The sequence below is a fragment of the Tahibacter sp. genome (genome assembly GCF_035481375.1).
Taxonomy (GTDB): Bacteria; Pseudomonadota; Gammaproteobacteria; order Xanthomonadales; family Rhodanobacteraceae; genus Tahibacter.
In genome coordinates this window covers 1-19,989 of record NZ_DATIGT010000057.1, presented here as the reverse complement: position 1 = coordinate 19,989, position 19,989 = coordinate 1, and the positions used below count along the sequence as shown (strand labels likewise).

Annotated in this window: 13 protein-coding genes and 2 riboswitches; of the genes, 2 read left to right on the top strand and 11 right to left on the bottom strand. The window is 68.6% G+C overall.

Annotation, left to right across the window (positions count from 1 at the left end):
• The 3 genes from VLF18_RS03575 to VLF18_RS03565 all read right to left on the bottom strand — a co-directional run.
• Window positions 1-1,024 (bottom strand): CSLREA domain-containing protein (locus VLF18_RS03575; RefSeq protein ID WP_325278248.1); only part of this gene is annotated, 1,024 nt, incomplete at its 3' end.
• A 148-nt stretch (window positions 1,025-1,172) separates the two neighbouring features.
• The gene (locus tag VLF18_RS03570) at window positions 1,173-1,727 is read right to left on the bottom strand and encodes a response regulator (protein WP_325278247.1); all 555 of its coding nucleotides are present in this window, start codon (window positions 1,725-1,727) and stop codon (window positions 1,173-1,175) included.
• Window positions 1,728-1,751: 24 nt separating this feature from the next.
• Window positions 1,752-2,894 carry an ATP-binding protein gene (locus VLF18_RS03565; RefSeq protein ID WP_325278246.1) on the bottom strand — a complete coding sequence of 381 codons (1,143 nt, stop codon included), beginning with the start codon at window positions 2,892-2,894 and terminating at the stop codon, window positions 1,752-1,754.
• A 169-nt stretch (window positions 2,895-3,063) separates the two neighbouring features.
• Window positions 3,064-3,148, top strand: a riboswitch (glycine riboswitch).
• A gap of 1 nt (window position 3,149) precedes the next feature.
• Window positions 3,150-3,231, top strand: a riboswitch (glycine riboswitch).
• A gap of 47 nt (window positions 3,232-3,278) precedes the next feature.
• Here VLF18_RS03565 and gcvP point away from each other — a divergent pair.
• Window positions 3,279-6,149 (top strand): aminomethyl-transferring glycine dehydrogenase, encoded by a 2,871-nt coding sequence (gene gcvP / locus VLF18_RS03560; protein ID WP_325278245.1) that lies wholly within the window; start codon window positions 3,279-3,281, stop codon window positions 6,147-6,149.
• A 49-nt stretch (window positions 6,150-6,198) separates the two neighbouring features.
• Here the strand turns inward: gcvP and VLF18_RS03555 are convergent, their stop codons facing one another.
• The 7 genes from VLF18_RS03555 to VLF18_RS03525 all read right to left on the bottom strand — a co-directional run bounded on the left by VLF18_RS03555 (window position 6,199) and on the right by VLF18_RS03525 (window position 18,999).
• Window positions 6,199-7,662 (bottom strand): hypothetical protein, encoded by a 1,464-nt coding sequence (locus VLF18_RS03555; RefSeq protein ID WP_325278244.1) that lies wholly within the window; start codon window positions 7,660-7,662, stop codon window positions 6,199-6,201.
• Between the two features lie 189 nt (window positions 7,663-7,851).
• On the bottom strand, window positions 7,852-8,715 hold the full coding sequence (locus VLF18_RS03550; protein ID WP_325278243.1) for a hypothetical protein: 864 nt from the start codon (window positions 8,713-8,715) through the stop codon (window positions 7,852-7,854).
• On the bottom strand, window positions 8,712-9,332 hold the full coding sequence (locus VLF18_RS03545; protein WP_325278242.1) for a CGNR zinc finger domain-containing protein: 621 nt from the start codon (window positions 9,330-9,332) through the stop codon (window positions 8,712-8,714). Before VLF18_RS03545 ends, VLF18_RS03550 begins: the two co-directional genes overlap by 4 nt.
• Window positions 9,333-9,385: 53 nt before the next feature.
• Complete coding sequence (locus tag VLF18_RS03540) at window positions 9,386-10,897, bottom strand: efflux transporter outer membrane subunit (RefSeq protein ID WP_325278241.1); 1,512 nt, start codon at window positions 10,895-10,897, stop codon at window positions 9,386-9,388.
• The gene (locus tag VLF18_RS03535; protein ID WP_325278240.1) at window positions 10,884-12,068 is read right to left on the bottom strand and encodes an efflux RND transporter periplasmic adaptor subunit; all 1,185 of its coding nucleotides are present in this window, start codon (window positions 12,066-12,068) and stop codon (window positions 10,884-10,886) included. Before VLF18_RS03535 ends, VLF18_RS03540 begins: the two co-directional genes overlap by 14 nt.
• Window positions 12,058-15,261 (bottom strand): efflux RND transporter permease subunit, encoded by a 3,204-nt coding sequence (locus tag VLF18_RS03530; protein WP_325278239.1) that lies wholly within the window; start codon window positions 15,259-15,261, stop codon window positions 12,058-12,060. Before VLF18_RS03530 ends, VLF18_RS03535 begins: the two co-directional genes overlap by 11 nt.
• Before the next feature lie 387 nt (window positions 15,262-15,648).
• Window positions 15,649-18,999 carry a PKD domain-containing protein gene (locus tag VLF18_RS03525; RefSeq protein ID WP_325278238.1) on the bottom strand — a complete coding sequence of 1,117 codons (3,351 nt, stop codon included), beginning with the start codon at window positions 18,997-18,999 and terminating at the stop codon, window positions 15,649-15,651.
• A gap of 280 nt (window positions 19,000-19,279) precedes the next feature.
• On the opposite strand from VLF18_RS03525, the gene VLF18_RS03520 reads away from it, so the two are divergent.
• Window positions 19,280-19,561, top strand: coding sequence for a hypothetical protein (locus tag VLF18_RS03520; RefSeq protein ID WP_325278237.1), 282 nt, complete (start codon window positions 19,280-19,282; stop codon window positions 19,559-19,561).
• Window positions 19,562-19,835: 274 nt separating this feature from the next.
• Here the strand turns inward: VLF18_RS03520 and VLF18_RS03515 are convergent.
• A partial coding sequence (locus tag VLF18_RS03515) for a PPC domain-containing protein (protein WP_325278249.1) occupies window positions 19,836-19,989 on the bottom strand: 154 nt, incomplete at its 5' end.

Sequence of the window (19,989 nt, the reverse complement as noted above, 5' to 3'; positions counted from 1 at the left end):
CGCCGGAGTCGATGGCGGGGCTGCTTTTCATGAGCAGATGCACCGGCGCGCCGCGGCCGGCGTCGACGAGCGTGCCCAGTCGCGGGTCTTCGCGGCGGTCGCTGGTGCGGAACGGCGTGAACGGGCAGTCGCGGCTCATGTATGAGTTGTAGCCGCCGCTCGATACCGTCATCGAGCAGCGCAGGTTGGCGGCGTCGTCGTTGAAATTCGTACTCTGCCGGTTGTTGGCGAACAGCGAATTGTCGATCGACGCGCTGCCGGCCGACAGGAAGGCGCCGCCGTACGAGTCGGCCGAATTGAACGCGATCGTCGTGCTTTTGATGCGCGCCGTTCCCGAAGAGGAAAGCCCGCCGCCGTTCGACGTGGACAGGTTCTCGCTGATCGTCGCGTTGATGAGCGTCAGACCGCCTGCGCTGTGGATGCCGCCGCCGAGGCCGTTCGCGATGTTGCGCGTCACGGCGCTTTCGACGACCTGCACGTCGTCGGCTCCCGAGGTCGAGTACACGCCGCCGCCGACCCGGCCGACATTGTCCGTGATATGGCTGCGGCGCACGATCAGCCGCTCCCCGCGCATGCGCACGCCGCCGCCGTCGGTATTGCCGGAGTCGCCGCCCGTGATGGTGAGGTCGAGCAGATACACCTCGAGTTCCGCGCTCGCGGCGATGTCCATGACGCGGTCGAGCCCGTTGCCGTCGATGCGCGTGCGATGCGCACCGAGCCCCTGAATGATGACGATGCTGTCACCCGAAACGTCGAGATCGCCGGTCGCGTTGGCGTCCTCGCCGGCTCCGGCGCGCGTGAGGCGGTAAGTCGAACCGGCGAGCTCGACGGTATCGAGCAGCGCGCTGCCGGCCGGGCAGCCGCCGAACGCGGCGTCGGTGACGGCGGCCTGCAGCGCTTCGCGCAGGCCGCATTTTTCAGTGTCCTCACCGAACTGATCGGACGAGGTATCGACGGTGATCGTGGCGGCCTGCGCGATCGGAATCAGCGCAAAGCAGGCGAGCGCGGCAATGCGAAGCATCATGGGGAGGCCCCTGAAATCCGGAGATACCCTCGACAACGCGAAGCGGGTCCGGCGGGGGCCATGGCAGGACGGGAATCGGGAATCGTCGGAGCGGGGAATGCTTCAGAGGCGGCGGCCGTGCTTTGCTCTGACGATTCCCGACTTCTGGCTACAGGTCATCCTCGTCGATGAAGATCGCGCCGGTCTCGTCGCGGTCGATGCGCGTGATACCCGGGTGTTCCTGTTCGAGCCGGCGCAGTTCCGACTGTTGCCGGTCGAGCTGGCCGCGCTGCTCGCGCACCAGATCGGCGAGGCGCTGGTTTTCGAGAATGATCGCGCGGTAGTGCAGCGCCTGGACGACGGCCATGCGCATGTCGTTGTCGTCCCAGGGCTTGGGAATGAAGCGGAAGATGTTCGCCTGGTTGATCGCGCTGACGATCGCCGCGAGATCGGCGTAGCCGCTCATGAGGATGCGCGCGACGTTCGGATGGCGCTGCGCGACTTCGGCCAGCAGTTCGACGCCGCTCATGCCGGGCATGCGCAGGTCGGAGATCACGAGGTCGAAGTTTTCCGCGATCGCGAGCTGCAGGGCGTCGTCGGGGCTGTTTGCCGGGATCAGCTCGAGACGGTCGCCGTCGAGCATGCTCGGCGGAATGTTCGCCAGGTTGCGCCGCAGCGCGGTCAGGATGTTCGGTTCGTCGTCGACGATGAGTACGCGATACATGACGGGGCTCCTCGCGGCGGTTTTTCAGGTCTGTCGTTGCGGCAGCGTGATGCGGAAGGTCGTGCCCTTGCCCGGCTGGCTCTCTACCGAGATGTCGCCATTGTGCTTGCGAACGATACCGTAAGAAATCGACAGGCCGAGACCGGTGCCCTTGCCGACGGGTTTGGTCGTGAAGAACGGATCGAAGATGCGCTTCATCGTGTCCGGCGGAATGCCGCTGCCGGTGTCGGAGATCTCGACCCAGGCCTTGCCGGGCTCGACGCCGGTGCGCACGACGATCTCGCCGCGTGTCTCGATCGCCTGCGCCGCGTTCACGAGGATGTTCACGAACACCTGGTTGATCTGCGACGGCAGGCATTCCACGAGCGGCAGGTTGCCGTATTCCTTGCGCACGTCGGCCTTGTACTTGATCTCGTTCCAGACGATGCCGAGCGTGCTGTCGAGGCCGCGGTGCAGATCGAACAGCGACCACGATTCGAGCCGGTCGACGCGCGAGAAGTCGCGCAGGTCCTGCACGATGCGGCGCACGCGGTCGATGCCTTCGCGCGATTCGGCCAGGAGCGGCGGCAGGTCCTGCACGAGAAACGAAAAGTCGATCGCCCGCTTGCGTTCGGCGACTTCGGCGCGGCGTTCGCTCGTCATCGGTCCGCTGTGGGCGAGGGCGGCGTCGTAGCACTCGATCAGGCCGAACAGGTTGTTGAGGTATTCCTGCAGCGTGCCGAGGTTGGAATGCACGTAACCGATCGGATTGTTGATTTCGTGTGCGATGCCGGCTGCGAGCTGGCCGAGGGAGGCCATCTTTTCCGACTGCACCAGTTGTTCCTGCACCGTGTTGAGGCGGGCGAGTGCGAGTTCCAGCTCGCCGCGGTCGGTCGCGGACGCCGTGCCGGCGGCCGGTTCGTAGTCGAGCAGCACCGCGAGCGCGTCGACGTCGCCGCCGTCGGCGGCGATCGGCAGAATCACCGAGCGCGAGCTCTCGTCGGAGCGGCAGCGCTCCACGAGGTCGCGCAGGCAGCGTTCGGGATCGCCCTGCTGGCCCGCGAGCGTCTCGGCGAGCCGCAGCGCGGCGGAGTTGGCGTGGGCGATCGCATCGCCGGCCATCAGGACGACCGGCTCGCCGAGCGCATCGAGTGCGTTCTGCAGGCGCGACTGCTGCGAAAGCGGCATGTGGCCCTCGGACTCGGGCGCCGGCGGGCGGCAACGATGTGGATTTTTAGCCAGATGCGCGAAAAAGGGAATGCATTGCGGGTGAAGACGCGCGGCCGGCGCCGGCCGTGCCGGCCCGGCGGGCCCATGGTCGCATCGGGACGAGGCGCGCGGCTATACTCGGCGACTGACGCACCCGGTGGGAGAAGCGGCTGACCCCGCTGCCGAAGGCGCAACGCCCGTAATCGCTCAGGCTCCCATACCACCGCGCGCGAACACTCTGGAGAGACCGGTAAAACCCGGCGCCGAAGGGGCAAGAAGCGCAGGCTTCGAAACTCTCAGGCAAAAGGACAGAGGGGCGCCCCGACGTGCGGCCTGCACGTCGCTTTCGGACGTTCCCTACCCATGAGCCAGAACCCCCGTCCTTCCCTGCGCCAGCTCGAGCACCACGACGCGTTCGTCGAACGCCATATCGGCCCCAACGACGCGGAAATCGCGCACATGCTCGGCGTCGTCGGCCATGCCTCGCTCGATGCGCTGACCGACGCCATCGTGCCGGGATCGATCAAGTCGGCCGCGCCGCTCGCGCTGCCGGCTGCGATCAGCGAAGTGGAAGCCATTGCGAAGATCCGTGCGATCGCCGGCCGCAACCAGGTCTTCCGCAGCTTCATCGGCCAGGGCTACTACGGCACGCACACGCCGAACGTCATCCTGCGCAACATCCTCGAAAACCCCGCCTGGTACACGGCGTACACGCCGTATCAGGCCGAAATCTCCCAGGGCCGCATGGAGGCCCTGATCAATTTCCAGACCCTCTGCGCCGACCTCACCGGCATGGAGATCGCCAATGCCTCGCTGCTCGACGAAGGCACCGCGGCGGCCGAGGCGATGACGCTCGCCAAGCGCTCGGCGAAGTCGAAGTCGAACACCTTCTTCGTCTCGCGCGGCGTGCATCCGCAGACGCTCGAACTGCTGCAGACGCGCGCCGAGCCGCTCGGCATCGAGCTGACCGTCGGCGACGACGCGGACGCCGCCGCGGCGGACGTGTTCGGTGTGCTGCTGCAGTATCCGAACACCTTCGGCCAGATCAACGACTACGCCGCGCTCGCCGAGGCCGTGCATGCGAAGGGCGGCCTCGTCGCGGTCGCGACGGATCTCCTTGCGCTGACCCTGATCGCCGCGCCGGGCGAGTGGGGCGCCGACATCGTCGTCGGCAACAGCCAGCGCTTCGGCGTGCCGTTCGGCTTCGGCGGCCCGCACGCGGCGTTCATGGCCTGCCGCGACGCGTACAAGCGCTCGATGCCGGGCCGCCTGATCGGCGTGTCGATCGACGCCGAAGGCAAGCCCGCCTACCGCCTGACGCTGCAGACGCGCGAACAGCACATCCGCCGCGAGAAGGCGACTTCGAACATCTGCACGGCGCAGGTGCTGCTCGCGGTCATGGCGAGCATGTACGCGGTCTATCACGGTCCGGAAGGCCTCGTGCGCATCGCCACGCGCGTGCACCGCCTGACCGCCGTGCTCGCCGCCGCGCTGCGTTCGGCCGGCGTCACCGTCGGCCCGGACTTCTTCGACACGCTGCACGTCGTCGGCGTCGACGCTGCGGCCGTCGTTGCCAAGGCGCAGGCCGCGCGCATCAACCTGCGCCGCATCGATGCGCAGAGCGTCGGCATCAGCCTCGACGAAACCGTGACGCGCGATGAAGTCGTCGCACTCGCCACGCTGTTCGGCGCCAGCGTCGCCGACATCGACGCGCTCGACGCGGCGACCGCCGACGCGCTGCCGGCGGGCCTGCGCCGCACGAGCAGCTTCCTGCAGCACCCGGTGTTCAACACGCACCACAGCGAGCACGAGCTGCTGCGCTACCTGCGTTCGCTCGCCGACAAGGATCTCGCGCTCGACCGCACGATGATTCCGCTCGGCAGCTGTACCATGAAGCTCAACGCGACTGCGGAAATGATTCCGGTCACCTGGCCGGAATTCGGCAACATCCACCCGCTCGCGCCGGTCGCACAGACGCAGGGCTACAAGGAACTCATCGACTCGCTCGAGGCCATGCTCGTCGAGTGCACGGGCTACGACGCGGTGAGCCTGCAGCCGAACTCGGGCGCGCAGGGCGAATACGCAGGTCTCCTCGCGATCCGCGCCTACCACCGCTCGCGCGGCGAGGCGCATCGCGACATCTGCCTGATTCCCGATTCGGCGCACGGCACGAATCCGGCGTCGGCTCAGATGTGCGGCATGACCGTCGTGGTCACGAAGACCGACGCGAACGGCAACGTCGACGTCGAGGACATCCGCCGCAACGCCGAGAAGTACAGCAATCGCCTTGCCGCGATCATGATGACGTACCCGTCCACGCACGGCGTGTTCGAGGAAGAGGTCGTCGAGATCTGCGAGATCATCCACGAGCACGGCGGCCAGGTGTATACCGACGGCGCGAACATGAATGCGCTCGTCGGCGTGGCCAAGCCCGGCAAGTGGGGCTCGGACGTCTCGCATCTGAACCTGCACAAGACGTTCTGCATCCCGCATGGCGGCGGCGGCCCCGGTGTCGGCCCGTGCGCGGTCAAGTCGCACCTCGCGCCGTTCCTGCCGCGCACGCTCGGCAGCGACGGCGCGGTCGGCATGGTCAGCGCGGCGAACTTCGGTTCCGCCTCGATCCTGCCGATCTCGTGGATGTACGTGACGATGATGGGCGCCGAAGGGCTGCGCCGCGCGACCCAGGTCGCGCTGCTCAACGCGAACTACATCGCCACGCGCCTCGCACCGCATTTCGAGACGCTGTATACCGGCCGCAACGGCCTCGTCGCGCACGAATGCATCCTCGACCTGCGTCCGCTCAAGGATGCGACCGGCATCAGCGCCGAGGACGTGGCCAAGCGCCTCATCGACTTCGGCTTCCATGCGCCGACCCTGAGCTTCCCGGTCGCCGGCACGCTGATGGTCGAGCCGACCGAGTCCGAATCGCTGCACGAACTCGATCGATTCATCGACGCGATGATCGAGATCCGCGAGGAAATCCGCGCGGTCGAAGACGGCAAGCTCGACCGCGAGGACAATCCGCTGAAGAACGCCCCGCATACGGCGACCATGGTCTGCGGCAGCGAGTGGAAGCACGCCTATCCGCGCGAACTCGCCGCATTCCCGCTCGCGACGCTGCGCCAGCAGAAATACTGGCCGCCAGTCGCCCGCGTCGACAACGTCTACGGCGACAAGAACATCATGTGCGCCTGCATTCCGGTCGATGCGTACAAGGAAGAAGCGGACGCGTGAACAGCGGGGGAATCGGGAATCGCCAATCGCGATTCCCGATTCCCGGCCCTCAGTACTCCCATCCATCCGTAAAAATGCTGTCCCCCTTGAGCCGCGTGATCGTGTAGTCGTAGTCGCGCACGCCGCCGGGCAGGTTCTGTGCCCAGAGGCGCGAGCCGGCCAGCAGGATGCGGCCGCGGTCGAGCGTCAGCGCGCCGGCCTCGTGGTTCGTCGGCTGGCTGTCGGAGGCCTTCGGATAGAGGATCAGCGCGATCGACGAATTGCCGCCGCCGAGGCCGGTCGTGAATTCGTTGTCGGGCTGCCCCGACGCCGACAGCTGCACGACCCACTGCAGGCGGGCCGGGTCGGCGGCGAGCGGCGCGGAGGCCGTCGTGCCGGCGATCAGGATCTTGCCGTCGCTGCGCACCGTCAGTCCGGTCAGGAGCAGATCCGGCAGAATGGAATTGTAGACATTGAGACCGCTGCCGAAGCCGCCGGTGAACGAGCCGTTGCTGTTGACGCGCGTGATCAGATAATTGGTGCTGACCGCGTTCGACACGGTGCGCTGCACTTCGCCGGCGATCAGGATAGTGCCGTCGGGCGTCGCCGCCAGCGCCCGGGCGCGGTCCTGATTGTCGCCGCCGAGGTTGTAGCCGATCGTGCGCCGGCCTTCGGTACGCTGCGTGCCCATGCAGGCCGTCGTGTTCGGACAGAACGCCGTGTCGATCGCGCCGTTCAGCGCGCTGATCTTCGCGATCGCGAAATCGTTGCCCGCTTCGTCCGCCGCATAACCCGCGATGTAGAGCGAGTTGCCGGCGAGCAGGATGGCCTGCGCGCCGTCGACGTCGCCGCCGGGGTTGCCCGCGTCGATGTCGAATTCGATGTAGCGGCGCCCGGTGCCCGCGAACGTCGTCAGCGGCGCGGCGTCGGGGCTCGCGAGTTTCATGACGAGAAAATCGTAGTCGCTGGTCGTGAGCTGGACCTGGCCCGCGACATAGATCTGGCCGGCGCCGTCGGTCGTGACCGCGCTCAGCGTGTCGGTACCGTTGGCGACCGCGTCGACCGGAATGCGGCGGCAGCCGTCGGGCGCGATGTCGGTGTCGGGGAAGCCGTCGAGGTTGTAGCGGCACACCACCGGATCGAAGTCGAGCAGGGCGCCGCCGGGCTTCCTGCCGGAGCCGACCACGACGATGCGGTTGATCACGTCGAGCGTCACCGCGGAGACGTCCTCCAGCGGCGCGCTGCGCGCGATCTTGCCGTTGACGCCGAATGTCGTGTCCGGACTGCCGTCGGGTTTGAATGCGGCGAGGCCGACCGCGCCGTAGTCGACGTAGCCGACCGCGATGTAGCGGCCCTTGCGCGGGTCGACGACGACGCGCTGTGCGAAATCGGTCTTGGCCGTCGAGATGTCGAAGGCGACGGTCTGCAGGCCGTCGCTGCTGAAGCGCGGGTCGGTGTCGCCCTCGCGGGCGGCGGCGGCGCCCGCCAGCGCGGCGAGCAGCAGCGCCGCGCAGCGGCGGATGATGTTTTTCATGACGGACTCCCTGTGTGCGGCGGCGAATGCCGCCTCCCTGGAGCCTGAATCACGCAGATCGGCGCGAAACTCTGACAGCGACGTGCAAAAAAAACCGCCGTTGCGGCAGTTTTCGGCGCCGCCGGGTCCGGCACGGGGCCGGACGCGGCTCCCGCGGCCAGGCGCCGACGCGCTCGATCGCGGCAGACCTCAGCGCGGCGCGCAGCGCGGCGGCCAGGCGGTATCGGCGCCGGCGTCGAGGTCGGCGACGAACAGCTCGCCCGAGCGCGCGCCGTCGGCCTGCGCGAACAGCAGGCGCCGCCCGTCGGGTGAATGCAGCGGACCGACCTGGAACACGTCGTCGGCCGACGGAATGCGTCCGCGTTCCCGCCACTGTCCGTCCACACGTGTATAACGGTACAAATGCGAGCGTGCGCCGCGGTTCGCGACGACGACGAGGCTGTTGCCGTCGCGTGAGACGTCGGCTTCGTATTCGTAGGCCGGCGTGCTGACGGGCGGGCCGGCGTTGTCGACGCGCCAGCGGCCGTCCGGGAGCGGCGTCGCGAAATAGATGTCGCCCTGGCCGTTTCCGCCGGGTCGGTCGGAACCGAAAACGAGCCGCCCGTTCGCGTCCTCGCGCGGCATCAGTTCCGAGCCCGCCGAGTTCACCGGTTCGGGCAGGCGTTCGGGTGCGCCCCAGCCGCCGCCGGCGATGCGCGTCGTGCGCCAGATGTCGAGCTGGTCGCCGCCGTCGCGGTTCTGCCGCGTCGAGACGAAATACAGCCGCCGGCCGTCGGCGCTGACGAACGGGTCGGCGTCGAGCGCCGGCGGCTTTGCGGCAAATCCCGGCGACTGCGGTGAAGACCAGGCGCCGTCGACGCAGCGGCTGTGCAGGATGCGCCAGTCGGAAAACTGCGCCGTGCTGCGCATGAAATAGACCTCGCTGCCGTCCGGCGAGAACGTTGGCGAGGACTCGTACTGATCGCTCGCAAGGGCGGCCGGCGCCCAGCGCTGCGGCGTCTCCGCGGCGATCGCCGACAGCGGCAGCGCGAGCAGCAGCGCCGTGCGTTTCACGCGGCCGCCTGCCGGCGCTGGAAGCGCTGCGCCTTGGCCGTGTTGCCGCAGGTCGCCATGTCGCACCAGCGGCGGCGCCCGCTCTTGGAGGTATCGACGAACACCCAGCCGCAGTCGTGGCCGTCGCAGACGCGCAGCCGCGACAGCTCGACCTGTTCGAGCAGCGCGAGCGCGCGCATCGCGGCGACATGCAGGACGAGATCGAGCTGCGAACCGGCGACGGTCCAGCGCCGGACGAGGCGACCATCGCGGCGCCGCAGCTGCGCGGCGGCCGCGGCCGCGGCGTAGGCCGTCTGCAGCCGGTCGAGATCGGCCGCGGCCGGTTCGCGGCCGCGAACCAGCGCATACAGCGCGGTGCACAGCGATTCGCGGAACGCCTTGATGCGCACCAGCGCCGCGCGTGCCTTGTGCGGCGAAGCGGCGGCGAGGCGGTCGAGCGTCGCGAGATCGCGCGCGGCGAAAACCCCGCTCGTGCGCGCCCAGCGCAGCAGCGCCGCGTAGTCGGGCACCCAGTCGCGCGGGACGCTGTCGCGCGCCGTCGCGGTGTTGACGAGATCGAGCGCGAGATCGCCGCCGACGAGATCCGCGGCTGTGAAGACGTGCGTTTCGGTTCGCATGTGGCTAACCGCCAAAGTCCTGATTACAGGTTATTGATGACGTGCGCCAACCGTCAATACGCGTTTTGACGGTTGGCCGCATCGGTCGAACGCGCGAGCGCGGACCGGTCCCGCGCCGGAGCGCCGGCTGCGGCCGCCGCGTCCGCCTGCGCGTCCCAGCCGCCGCCGAGCGCGCGGATCAGCGCGACGCTCGCGCGCAGCTGGCGCGTGTCGAGATCGAGCGCGGCGCGCTGCGCGGTCAGCGCGGCGGTCTGCGACTGCACGACTTCGAGGTAGCTGACTGCGCCTTCGCGATAGCGCGTCGTCGCGAAATCGAGCGCGCGCCGCGCCGAGGCGAGTGCCGACTGCTCGGCCTGCGCCGCGGCGCGGTAGTGCTGCAGCAGCGCGAGGTTGTCCTCGACCTGCTGGAACGCGCCGAGCACGGTGCCGCGGTAGCGCGCGCCGGCTTCGTCGAGCACGGCCTGCGCCTGTTCGGTCTGCGCGCGGCGCCGGCCTGCGTCGAACAGGTCGAGCAGCAGGCTCGGACCGATCGCCCACGCGGCGTTCGGTGCGGTGAGCCAGCCGCCGGCCCGGTTGCTCTCGTAGCCGAAACCCGCGCCCAGCGCGATCGACGGAAACCACGCCGCGCGCGCGACGCCGACCGACGCATTCGCGGCCGCGACGCGGCGCTGCGCCGCGGCGATGTCGGGACGGCGCTGCAGCAGCGTCGAGGGCAGATCGAGCGGAATCGACGGCAAGTGCACCGGATCGGTCGACGGCACGAGCGAGAACGTCGATGGCGAAGTGCCGACGAGTACGGCGATCGCATGTTCGGCGACCGCGCGGCGCGCGGCGTTCTGCGCGGCCTGCGAACGCGCCGCGTCGAGCTGGGTCTGCGCGCGCGCGACGTCCAGGCCCGACGCGATGCCCGCGTCGCGGCGCTTCCGGGTCAGCGCGACGGCCTTGTCGTAGGCCGCGACGGTGTCGGCGAGCAGCGCCGCCTGCCGGTCGAGCCCGCGCAGCACGATGTAGCCGTCGGCGAGTTCGGCCTGCAGGCTCAGGCGCGCCGACGCGAGATCGGCCTGCGCCGCCGCCGTGCGTTGCGCGCCCGCGGCGACGGTGTTGCGCACGCGGCCCCAGAGATCGAGTTCGTAGCCGGCCTGGATGCCGAGATCGTAGGACTCGAAGTAGCGCGGCGTTGCGCTGCCGGCCGGCGGCCGCGTTTCCGACTGGCGCGCGCGCGCGGCGTCGGCGGACAGCGATGCCTGCGGGAACAGGCCCGAGCGCAGCTGGTCGCCGGCCGCTCGCGCCTGCTCGTAGCGCGCGAGCGCCGCGGACAGGTCCGGGCTGTCCGCGGCGAGCGACTGCTGCAGGCGATCGAGCCCCGCATCGCGGTAGACCTGCCACCACGCGTCGCGCGGCAGCATGTCGGCCGGTGCCGCCGGCGTCCACGGCGCCTGCTCCTTGTAGGCCGGCGCGACGGCGACGTCGGGCAGCCGCAGCGGCGGTGCGAGCGAGCAACTGCCGAGTGCGCCGGCCAGCACCGCGAACGCGGCAATCCGGATCCGTGCGTCAGCGCGTCGCATGGCCGCTCGTTCCTGAGGGGGACGCTGCCTTCGCGGCAGCGTCGACGACGCGTACCGGATCGCCTTCGGCGACGCCGTCGGGCGGCGTTTCGATGACGCGGTCGGCGGCATCGAGGCCGGTCGCGATCTCGACCGCGCGTCCGAGATCGCGCGCGATGGTCACGGCCTTGAACGCGACCTTGTCGCCGGCGACGGTCGCGACGCGCAGCCCGCCCTGATCGAAGATCAGCGCGCTGGCCGGAATGCGCAGCGCGGCCGCGTTCTGCGCGAGCGCGAAGGTCACGTCGGCATAGCCGCCGGGCAGCAGCTCGCCGCCGGCGTTGTCGACGCTGAGCTGGATCAGCGTCGTGCCGGTCGCGGCGTTGACGGCTTGCGACAGCGCCTCGACGCGCGCGGCATACGTGACGCCGACGCGTTCGGGCACGGCGATCGTCGCGTCGCTGCCGACGGCAATGCTCGCGGCATGGGTTTGCGGCACATTGACGTAGACACGCAGGCGCGACACGTCGGAGACGACGAACAGTTCCGCGCCGGCGCCGCTGCCGTTGATCAACTGGCCGACGTCGGTCTCGCGCGCCGTGACCACGCCGTCGAACGGCGCGACGATGCGCGTGAAATTCTCGGTCGCCTGCAGCCGCTCGACATTCGCGCGCGCCGCCTTGACCAGCGCCTGCTTGGCCTTGAGGTCGCCGTTCTTCTCGTCGACTTCCTGCTGCGACACCGAATCGGAGCCGAGCATCGACTGCCAGCGCCGTGCCGTGGTTTCGGCGAGCGCGGCGTTCGCCTCGCTGCTCGCGAGGTCGGCGCGCGCCTGCAGAAGCTGCTGCTGCACGTCCGGCGCCTCGATCTCGGCGAGCAGCTGCCCGGCCTTCACGCGTGCGCCGATGTCCACTTTCCACGATTTGAGATAGCCGGACACGCGCGCGTGGATCGGCGCGCGCGCATGGGCTTCGATGCGGCCCGGCAGTTCGAGCGAGCGGCCTTCGCCGGATGTGCCGGGCAAGACCACGCTGACGCTGGGCACGGCCTGCGCCTCGGTCCATTCCTTGAGGCGTGCATGGCCGGATGCGCGCGTGCCGATGCCGAAGGCGACGACGAGCGCCGCGAGGATCGCCGCGGCGAGGCCCGTGGCTTTGAGTCCGCGGCGCGGCGCGGTCGGATCAGACGACATGAGGTTCTCCAAGTGCGGGGTCGCGCTCGGCACGGCGCGCGTGGCGCGCATGCACGATGCTGAAGACGACGGGGACGAAGACCAGCGTGGCGAAGGTCGCGGCGACCAGTCCGCCGACGACGGCGCGGCCGAGCGGGGCGTTCTGCTCGCCGCCTTCGCCGAGGCCCAGCGCCATCGGCGCCATGCCGATGATCATGGCGAGCGCGGTCATGAGCACGGGACGGAAGCGCACGAAACCGGCGTCGAGTGCGGCGGCGACCGGATCGCCGAGCGCGTCGAGGCGTTCGCGCGCGAAGCTGATCACGAGCACGCTGTTGGCGGTCGCGACACCCATGCACATGATCGCGCCGGTCAGCGCGGGCACGGACAGCGTCGTGAACGTCGCGAACAGCGTCCAGACGATGCCGGCGAGCGCCGCGGGCAGGGCGCTGACGATGACGAGCGGATCGCTCCAGGACTGGAAGTTCACGACGATCAGCAGGTAGATCAGCACGATCGCGCCGGCGAGTCCGAAGAACAGGCCCGAGAAGGCGGAATTCATCGTGCGCACCTGGCCGAGCAGATGCAGCTGCGTGCCCTTCGGCAGGTCGGCCGCGTGCGCGGCGACCACGCGGTTGATGTCGGCGGCGACGGCGCCGAGGTCGCGGCCCTGCGGCGTCGCGTAGATCTGCACCAGGGGCTGGATGTCGTACTGCGAGACGACCGCGCTCGCGGTGCCGCGCGCGAGCGTCGCGACGCCGCCGAGCAGCTGCGGCGCGCGCGCCGCGGCCGACGTCAGCGGCACGTTCATCAGCGCGCTCAGCGAGTCCATGTCGTACTGCGGGGTCTGCATGACGATCGGGTACTGCACGCCGTTCTGCGGATTCAGCCAGAACGTCGGCGCGACCTGGCTCGATCCGGCGAGATTCACGACGAGGCTGTTGGTCACGTCGCGCTCGGTCATGCCGACGTACTGCGCGCGCGTGCGGTCGACGTCGACGTGGAACACCGGGCTGTCGGCCGACTGCTGGATGCGCGCGTCGGCGACGCCGGGCACGTGGCGGATGTCGCGCAGCAGCTTTTCCGCATACGCGTAGTTCGCCGCGACGTCAGGACCGCGCACCTGCAGGTCGATCGGCGCGGGCGCGCCGAAGTTCAGGATCTGGGTCACGATGTCGGCCGGCAGGAACGAGAACGTCACGCCCGGAAAGCGTCGCGGCAGTTCCTCGCGCAGCGCGCGCACGTAGTCTCCGGTCGGACGGTGGCCTTCGCGCAGGCTGATCTGGATGTCGCCGTCCTGCGCGCCGATCGTGCCGGTGTTGTTGTAGGCCATGTTGATGCCAGAGATCGGCATGCCGACGTTGTCCACGAGCGTGCCGAGTTCGTCCGGCGGAATGATCTCGCGGATCGCCTGCTGGATCTGCGCGAAGCGGTTCGCGGTTTCCTCCACGCGCGTGCCGACCTGGGCGCGCGCATGCAGCAGGATCTGCCCGGAATCCACGCTCGGGAAGAAATTCCGGCCGAGGAACGGCACGAGCAGGAACGACGCGGCGACGACGCCGAGGAAGCCGGCGACGAACACGCGCCGATGCACGAGCGCGAGCGACAGCACGTCGCGATAGCCCTCGCGCAGCCGCTCGAAGCGCGCCTCGAAGCGGCGCTGGAAGCGCACGAGCGGATTCGTCGAGCGGCCGGGTGCGGCATCCGTGCCGCGCAGGTCCGTGTGCGGCGCGTGCGGCTGCAGCAGGTACTTCGCCATCGTCGGCACGAGCGTGCGCGACAGGACGAACGACCAGGCCATCGCGAACATCACCGACAGCGCCATCGGCACGAACAGGAAGCGCGCGACGCCGTCGAGAAAGAACATCGGCACGAACACGATGCAGATGCACGCCAGCGACACGAACGCCGGCGTCACGATCTGCTGCGCGCCGTCGAGGATCGCGGTCTCGACGTCCTTGCCCTGTTCGAGATGCCAGTTGATGTTCTCGATCGTGACGGTCGCGTCGTCGACGAGAATGCCCACCGCCAGCGCGAGTCCGCCGAGCGTCATGATGTTCAGCGTCTCGCCGAAGGCCGACAGCGTCGCGATCGCGCCGAGCACCGACAGCGGAATCGACACGGCGATGATCACGGTCGAGCGCCAGCTGCCGAGGAACAGCAGGATCATCAGGCTGGTCAGCGCCGCGGCGATGACGCCTTCCTTCGCGACGCCGCCGATGGCCGCGCGCACGAACAGCGACTGGTCGCCGATCGGCTTGATCTCGAGCGCGTCCGGCAGCGCCGGCTTGATCGCCTCGACCATCTGCTTGACCCCGTCGATGATGGCCAGCGTCGAGGCCGATCCGTTCTTGAAGATGGTCAGCAGCACGGAACGGTCGCCGTCGACATGCACGATGTTGGTCTGCGGCGGATTGCCGTCGCGCACGTTCGCGACATCGCGGATCGTCACGAGCGCGCCGTCGACGATGCGGATCGGCATCGCGGCGATCGCGTCGAGATCCGAGGGCGCGTTGTTGAGCTGGATCGTGTATTCGAATGCGCCGATCTTCTGCGTGCCGACCGGCGTGATCAGGTTCTGCGCGGCGAGTGCGGTCGCGACGTCCTGGCCCGACAGCCCGCGCGCCTGCAGCGCGGCCGGATCGAGGTCGATCTGCACCTGGCGCGACTTGCCCCCGAACGGAAACGGCACCGCGGCGCCGGGCACGGTCACGAGCCGCGTGCGCACGCTGTTCATGCCGAGATCGCCGAGCGCCTGTTCGCTCATGCCGCGGCCCGACAGCGCGAGTTGCAGGATCGGCACGGTCGACGCGTTGTAGTTGATGATCAGGGGCGGATTCACGCCGGGCGGCATCTGCCGCAGCAGGGTCTGCGAGATCGCGGTGACCTGCGCGTTCGCCGTGTTGATGTCGACGCTCGGCTGGAAAAAGATCTTGACGACGCCGAAGCCGGTATACGAATTCGCCTCGATGTGCTCGATGTCGTTGACGGTCGTCGTCAGCGCGCGCTGGAACGGCGTCGTGATGCGTCCGGCCATCGCGTCCGACGGCAGGCCGGTGTACTGCCAGACCACGCTGATGACCGGAATGCGGATCTCGGGAAAGATGTCGGTCGGCGCACGCAGTGCCGCGAGCGGGCCGACGAGAAGCAGCAGCAGGGCGAGGACGACGAACGTATACGGCCGTCGCAGCGCGATGTGAACGATGCCGAGCATGAGTGAGCCGCAGGAAGATTTGTGCGCCGCACTAGTATGCGTCGCGAAAAACTTTCCCAAGCCCGGCCATCAATTAAGAATTTTTTAGGAAATTGCGCGTTGCGCCGCGCCATCGGACGAAAGCACGCCGAAGCGTTGTTTCGTTGCGTCGTGGCGTGGAAATGCGGTGGGGCGCGCGCACGGACTACGACCATGGTCTAGGCGCGATGAGGTCGGCAGCGGCGGCTGCGAAGACGCAATCAGCGTGAAGAGGAGTGAGGAACGAGTGAAAGCAGTCGCCGCAGCGAAAACGCTTTTTCTCTCCTGTCCACTCGTTACTGGATCGTGCGTCGCCCGGAAAAAACGACCGGCCGAAGCCGGTCGTTTTTCATGGCGCTGCGTCGATGCTTACGGCGTGTAGCTGCCGGTCAGGCTGAGACCGGAATACGCCGAGTAGGCCCTGACCATCACGTAGTACGTGCCGGCCTGCGCGGTCGTGATCGTGCACGTTTCCGCGTTCGAGTAGCCGTCCGACTTGCAGGTGTAGCTCGACGTCGTCGGCGCGGAACCGAACTTCACGTACATGTCCGCATCGCCCGTGCCGCCGCTGGTGACGAACTTGAGGTTCGTCGCACCGGCCGGAACCGCGAGCGTGAAGGTCTGCGTCGTGCCCGACGCGCCGGCGAGACCGGTCTTGGGCACGCCGTTGGTCAGCGCGTTGCCGCCGCCGCCGCCGCCCGCCGGCGTGTAGCTGCCGGTCAGGCTCAGGTTCGACACCGCCGAGTAGCCGTAGACATAGACGTAGTACGTGCCCGCCTGCGCCGTTGCGATGGTGCAGGACTCGGCGTTGGTCGAACTCTCCGACTTGCAGTCATAGACCGTGCGCGAGGCCGGCGTGCCGAACTTGACGTAGATGTCCGCGTCGCCGGTGCCGCCGCTCGTGACGAACTTCAGACCCGTTGCACCGGCCGGCACGGCCAGCGTGAACGACAGCGCGCCGCCGGTGGCGATCGAAAGACCCGTCTTGGCAACGCCGTTCTGCAGCACGTTGTCGCTCGGCGGTGCCGTTACCGTGACCGAACCGGTCTTGGTATGGGTCGCGCCGTCGTCGTCGGTGACGGTCAAGGTCACCGTGTAGGTGCCGGCCGCGGTGTAGGTCTTGCTCGGGTTCGTCGCGGTCGAGGTCGTGCCGTCGCCGAAGTTCCAGCTGCGCGAAGCGATGGTGCCGTCGGAATCGGTCGAAGTATCGGTGAAGGTCGCCGCGAGGCCGCTGACGCTCGAGGTGAAGTTCGCGACCGGTGCGACGTTCGCTGCGCCGCCGGACACCGTGACCGAGCCGGTCTTGGTGTTCGTTGCGCCGTCGTCGTCGGTGACCGTCAGCGTGACCGTGTAGGTGCCGCCGGCGCTGTAGGTCTTGCTCGGATTCGTCGCGGTCGAGGTGCCGCCGTCGCCGAAGTTCCAGCTGCGCGAGGCGATCGTGCCGTCGGAGTCGGTCGAGCTGTCGGTGAAGGTCGCGACGAGGCCGTTGACGCTGCTGCTGAAGTTCGCCACCGGCGCCACGTTCGTGCCGCCGCCGCCGCCGACCTGGAAGTTGCCGGTCGCGGCGAGGGCGTACTTCTGCGGACCCGTCGGCACGTTGATGCCGCGCACGCGGACCGTGTAGGTGCCGGCCGCCGGATTGGCGAAGCTGATGCGGTGCACGTTGTTGCGGCTGTCGTAGTTGGTCGTCGTCGTGCTCTGGGTCGGCACCGAGTTCGACGGCGTCGGGCTGGCCGGCAGTTTCTGCGTCCAGACATCGCCGTTGGGGGCGACGACTTCGAGGCGCAGCGCGTTGACGAGCGCCGGGTTCGCGCCGACCGTCGCGGACACGTCGGTCCAGGTCAGGGCGATATTCAGCGGCGACCCGGCGGTCACCGTGAGGCTGTGCGAATCGAGGCCGTCGGTCGCAAGACCGTCGGTATCGTCATGCACGAACAGCCGGCTGCCGTCGCCGCTGAAGTACAGCGAATCGTCGAGCAGGATGCGGCCCCAGCCCTGCGACGTGCCCGGCGAGACGCCGGCGCCCGTGCCGGTCATCGGCATCGCACCGGCGATCAGGATGGACTTGATCAGCGCGCTCGACGGATTGGCGATCGCGTTCGCGGCAACCTTCTGCCCGGTCGGATAGAAGCCGCGCTGCAGGTACTCGCGCACGAGGGCGGCGAGACCGGCTGCGGTCGGCGTCGCCATCGAGGTGCCGCTCATCGACAGCGTGCCGCAGGCGTTGCGCGCCGCGGAGATGATGCCGGAACCCTGCGCCGTGACGTCGGGCTTGGTGCGGCTGTCGAGCGTCGGGCCGCGCGAGGAGAACGCCGCCATCGCGTTTCCGGCGGTACCGCGGCCGGTTGCGCCGATCGTGATGACGTTCTTGGCGTTGCCCGGGCTGCCGACGTTGTTGCCGGCCGGGCAGGTCGAGCCGTCGTTGCCCGCGGCGAACAGCATGACGAGGTCGCCGTGCTCCTGCGTCACGTTGTCGGCGTCGCGCGACTGTGCGTCGTAGGTCACGGTGCAGTTGGCAATGCACTGCCCGGTATAGGGATTCACGCAGCCGCCGCCCCACGAGTTGCTGTGTAGGCGTGCGCCGGTGTCATAGGCGATATCCGCCGCGTGATACGGATTGCCGCCGTCGCTGTTGAGGTAGGCGAGGTTGGAGCCCGATTCCTGCATGACGAGCTTGGCGCCCGGCGCGGTGCCGTCGAGATCGGTGTTGCCGCCCGGCGTCGTGAAGTTCGTGCAGTCGACCGCGTTGGCCGGATTCTGGCCGGCGATCGAACCGGCGACGTGGGTGCCGTGGCCGTGGTTGTCTTCGGCCGAGGTGCCGGCGAGGCCGGACCATTTGTAGTACGCGATGACCTTGCGCGCGGCGTTGTTCGGCGCCACCGTTTCGCAGCCGGCACCTTCCGAGCACTTGTCGATCGGCGTCGCCTGGTCGGCGTCGCTGAACGAGCAGTGCGCCATGTGGATGCCGGTATCGAGCTCGCCGATGATCTGGCCGCAGCCGTAGAGGCCCTGGTCGAACACCGGGCGCAGCGGCGTCGGCGTGTTGACGTTGCTCTGGTGCAGCCAGTCGGCCTGCGAGTTCAGAAGCTGCTTCTGCCAGCGGAACCCGATGGCGGCGACGTTGGAGTCGGCGGCGAGCGATTCGACCGCGGCGCGCAGCGTGGCGCGCTCGAAGCGCGCGACGAGGCGCATGTCCGGGCCGGCGGTGACCGAGTTGACCAAAGTCAGGCCTGGCGCGTTGAGGATGGCGGCCTCGACCCGGGCGCGGTCGGACGCGTCGTGCAAGCTGACGACGAGTTCGGAAACGCCGGCTTCGGCGGCGATGTTCGCGCCCTTGAGTTCATTGGCGACGTTCAGGTCGACCTTGAATGCCGGCAGGAACGGGCCGCTCCAGATTGCGCCGTCGATCGGTGCGGGACGTGTCCCGGTGGGCCTCTGGCGCACGATGTAAGCGTAGTGCGGCGCGTAGCCCAGTATGTCGTAGCTCGCCTCGACCGCGGCGCGGCGCTGTTCGGTGATCGGGCCGTCGAACTTGATCAGGCGCAGCGTCGAATCCCTGAACGCCTCGACCTTGCCGAGCGCCACCAGATCCGGATTGGCGAGCGTGACCTCGCCCGAACAGACGTTCTGCCGGGCACCGGAGAACGACACCACGCAGCGTTCTTCGCTGTCGCGGGCGCCGTCGGAGCCGCCGGTCGTGACGCGGGCGTCGGACCCCATGACGGAGGCCGACAGAGCAATACCTATACCAATGAACAAAGATGTACGCATCGCGAGTTTTCCTCAGTAACGCAACGGTGGCCGCATGCTGCCGCCCCCCTCCGGGACGGCGAACGGCGGCGTTCATTTGATGGCAGCGGGCAGACCCGGACCGGGCGGTGGACGCGCTGCGGAAGGCTGGGCAGTTGTTCGACCCGGGGCGACTTCCGACGGACGCCGGCCGGCAGCGGCAAGGCGAGCCCGGTGTAGGGCGATTGATGCACCTCCAGGAGCCAGACATTTGGAAACGGCGGACTCCTGTCCTGATGCGGCGCTCCTGCGCAGCCGTGTGTCGTACACACGCGTCGGCTCGGGCGGCGACATGCGTGGTGTCGATGAAGCACCGTTTCGCGTCGGCGCAACAATTCGGCAGTGCACGCAAGGTCGCCCGGCAACCGACGGCGCCGGAGCGTGCGTCCTGTCGACGTGTCATGGCATGTCGAGAAATCTCAAAGATAAATTTTCTGGAATGTGCGATTGCAGCGATACGGTGATGAAAAGCGAGGCCGTATCGCGCGAATGACTATCTGTACGCCGGGGTTTGCGCGGGCGTGACGAGTTGTGATCGTGGGAGAGGGGATAGGACGCGTCGCGACAGAACGGTCGTTTTTGCGGCGGTGCGCCGATAGCGGGAAGTCGTCGCTCTCGCACCTCAAGAGCGTCGATGCGCGCGGGAGCCTGCCCGCGGGCGGCACCGGGCGGAGTTACGCCCGGGCGCAAAAAAAAAACGACCGGCGCAAGCCGGTCGTTCTTCGTGAAGCTGCGCCGCCCGGACCGGCGGCGCAGCGGGTCCTGCATTACGGCGTGAAGCTGCCGGTCAGGCTGAGGCCCGAATAGGCCGAGTAGCCGCGAATCATCACGTAGTACGTACCGGCCTGGGCCGTCGTGATGGTGCAGGTCTCGTTGTTGCCCGACAGATACGGACGGCAGTCGTAGCTCGAGGTCGTCGGC

Bases quoted from the DNA above. Each gene is read 5' to 3' on its own strand.
- VLF18_RS03570 (WP_325278247.1), bottom strand. From the start codon at position 1,727: ATGTATCGCGTACTCATCGTCGACGACGAACCGAACATCCTGACCGCG.
- VLF18_RS03565 (WP_325278246.1), bottom strand. From the start codon at position 2,894: ATGCCGCTTTCGCAGCAGTCGCGCCTGCAGAACGCACTCGATGCGCTC.
- gcvP (WP_325278245.1), top strand. From the start codon at position 3,279: ATGAGCCAGAACCCCCGTCCTTCCCTGCGCCAGCTCGAGCACCACGAC.
- VLF18_RS03555 (WP_325278244.1), bottom strand. From the start codon at position 7,662: ATGAAAAACATCATCCGCCGCTGCGCGGCGCTGCTGCTCGCCGCGCTG.
- VLF18_RS03545 (WP_325278242.1), bottom strand. From the start codon at position 9,332: ATGCGAACCGAAACGCACGTCTTCACAGCCGCGGATCTCGTCGGCGGC.
- VLF18_RS03540 (WP_325278241.1), bottom strand. From the start codon at position 10,897: ATGCGACGCGCTGACGCACGGATCCGGATTGCCGCGTTCGCGGTGCTG.
- VLF18_RS03535 (WP_325278240.1), bottom strand. From the start codon at position 12,068: ATGTCGTCTGATCCGACCGCGCCGCGCCGCGGACTCAAAGCCACGGGC.
- VLF18_RS03530 (WP_325278239.1), bottom strand. From the start codon at position 15,261: ATGCTCGGCATCGTTCACATCGCGCTGCGACGGCCGTATACGTTCGTC.
- VLF18_RS03525 (WP_325278238.1), bottom strand. From the start codon at position 18,999: ATGGGGTCCGACGCCCGCGTCACGACCGGCGGCTCCGACGGCGCCCGC.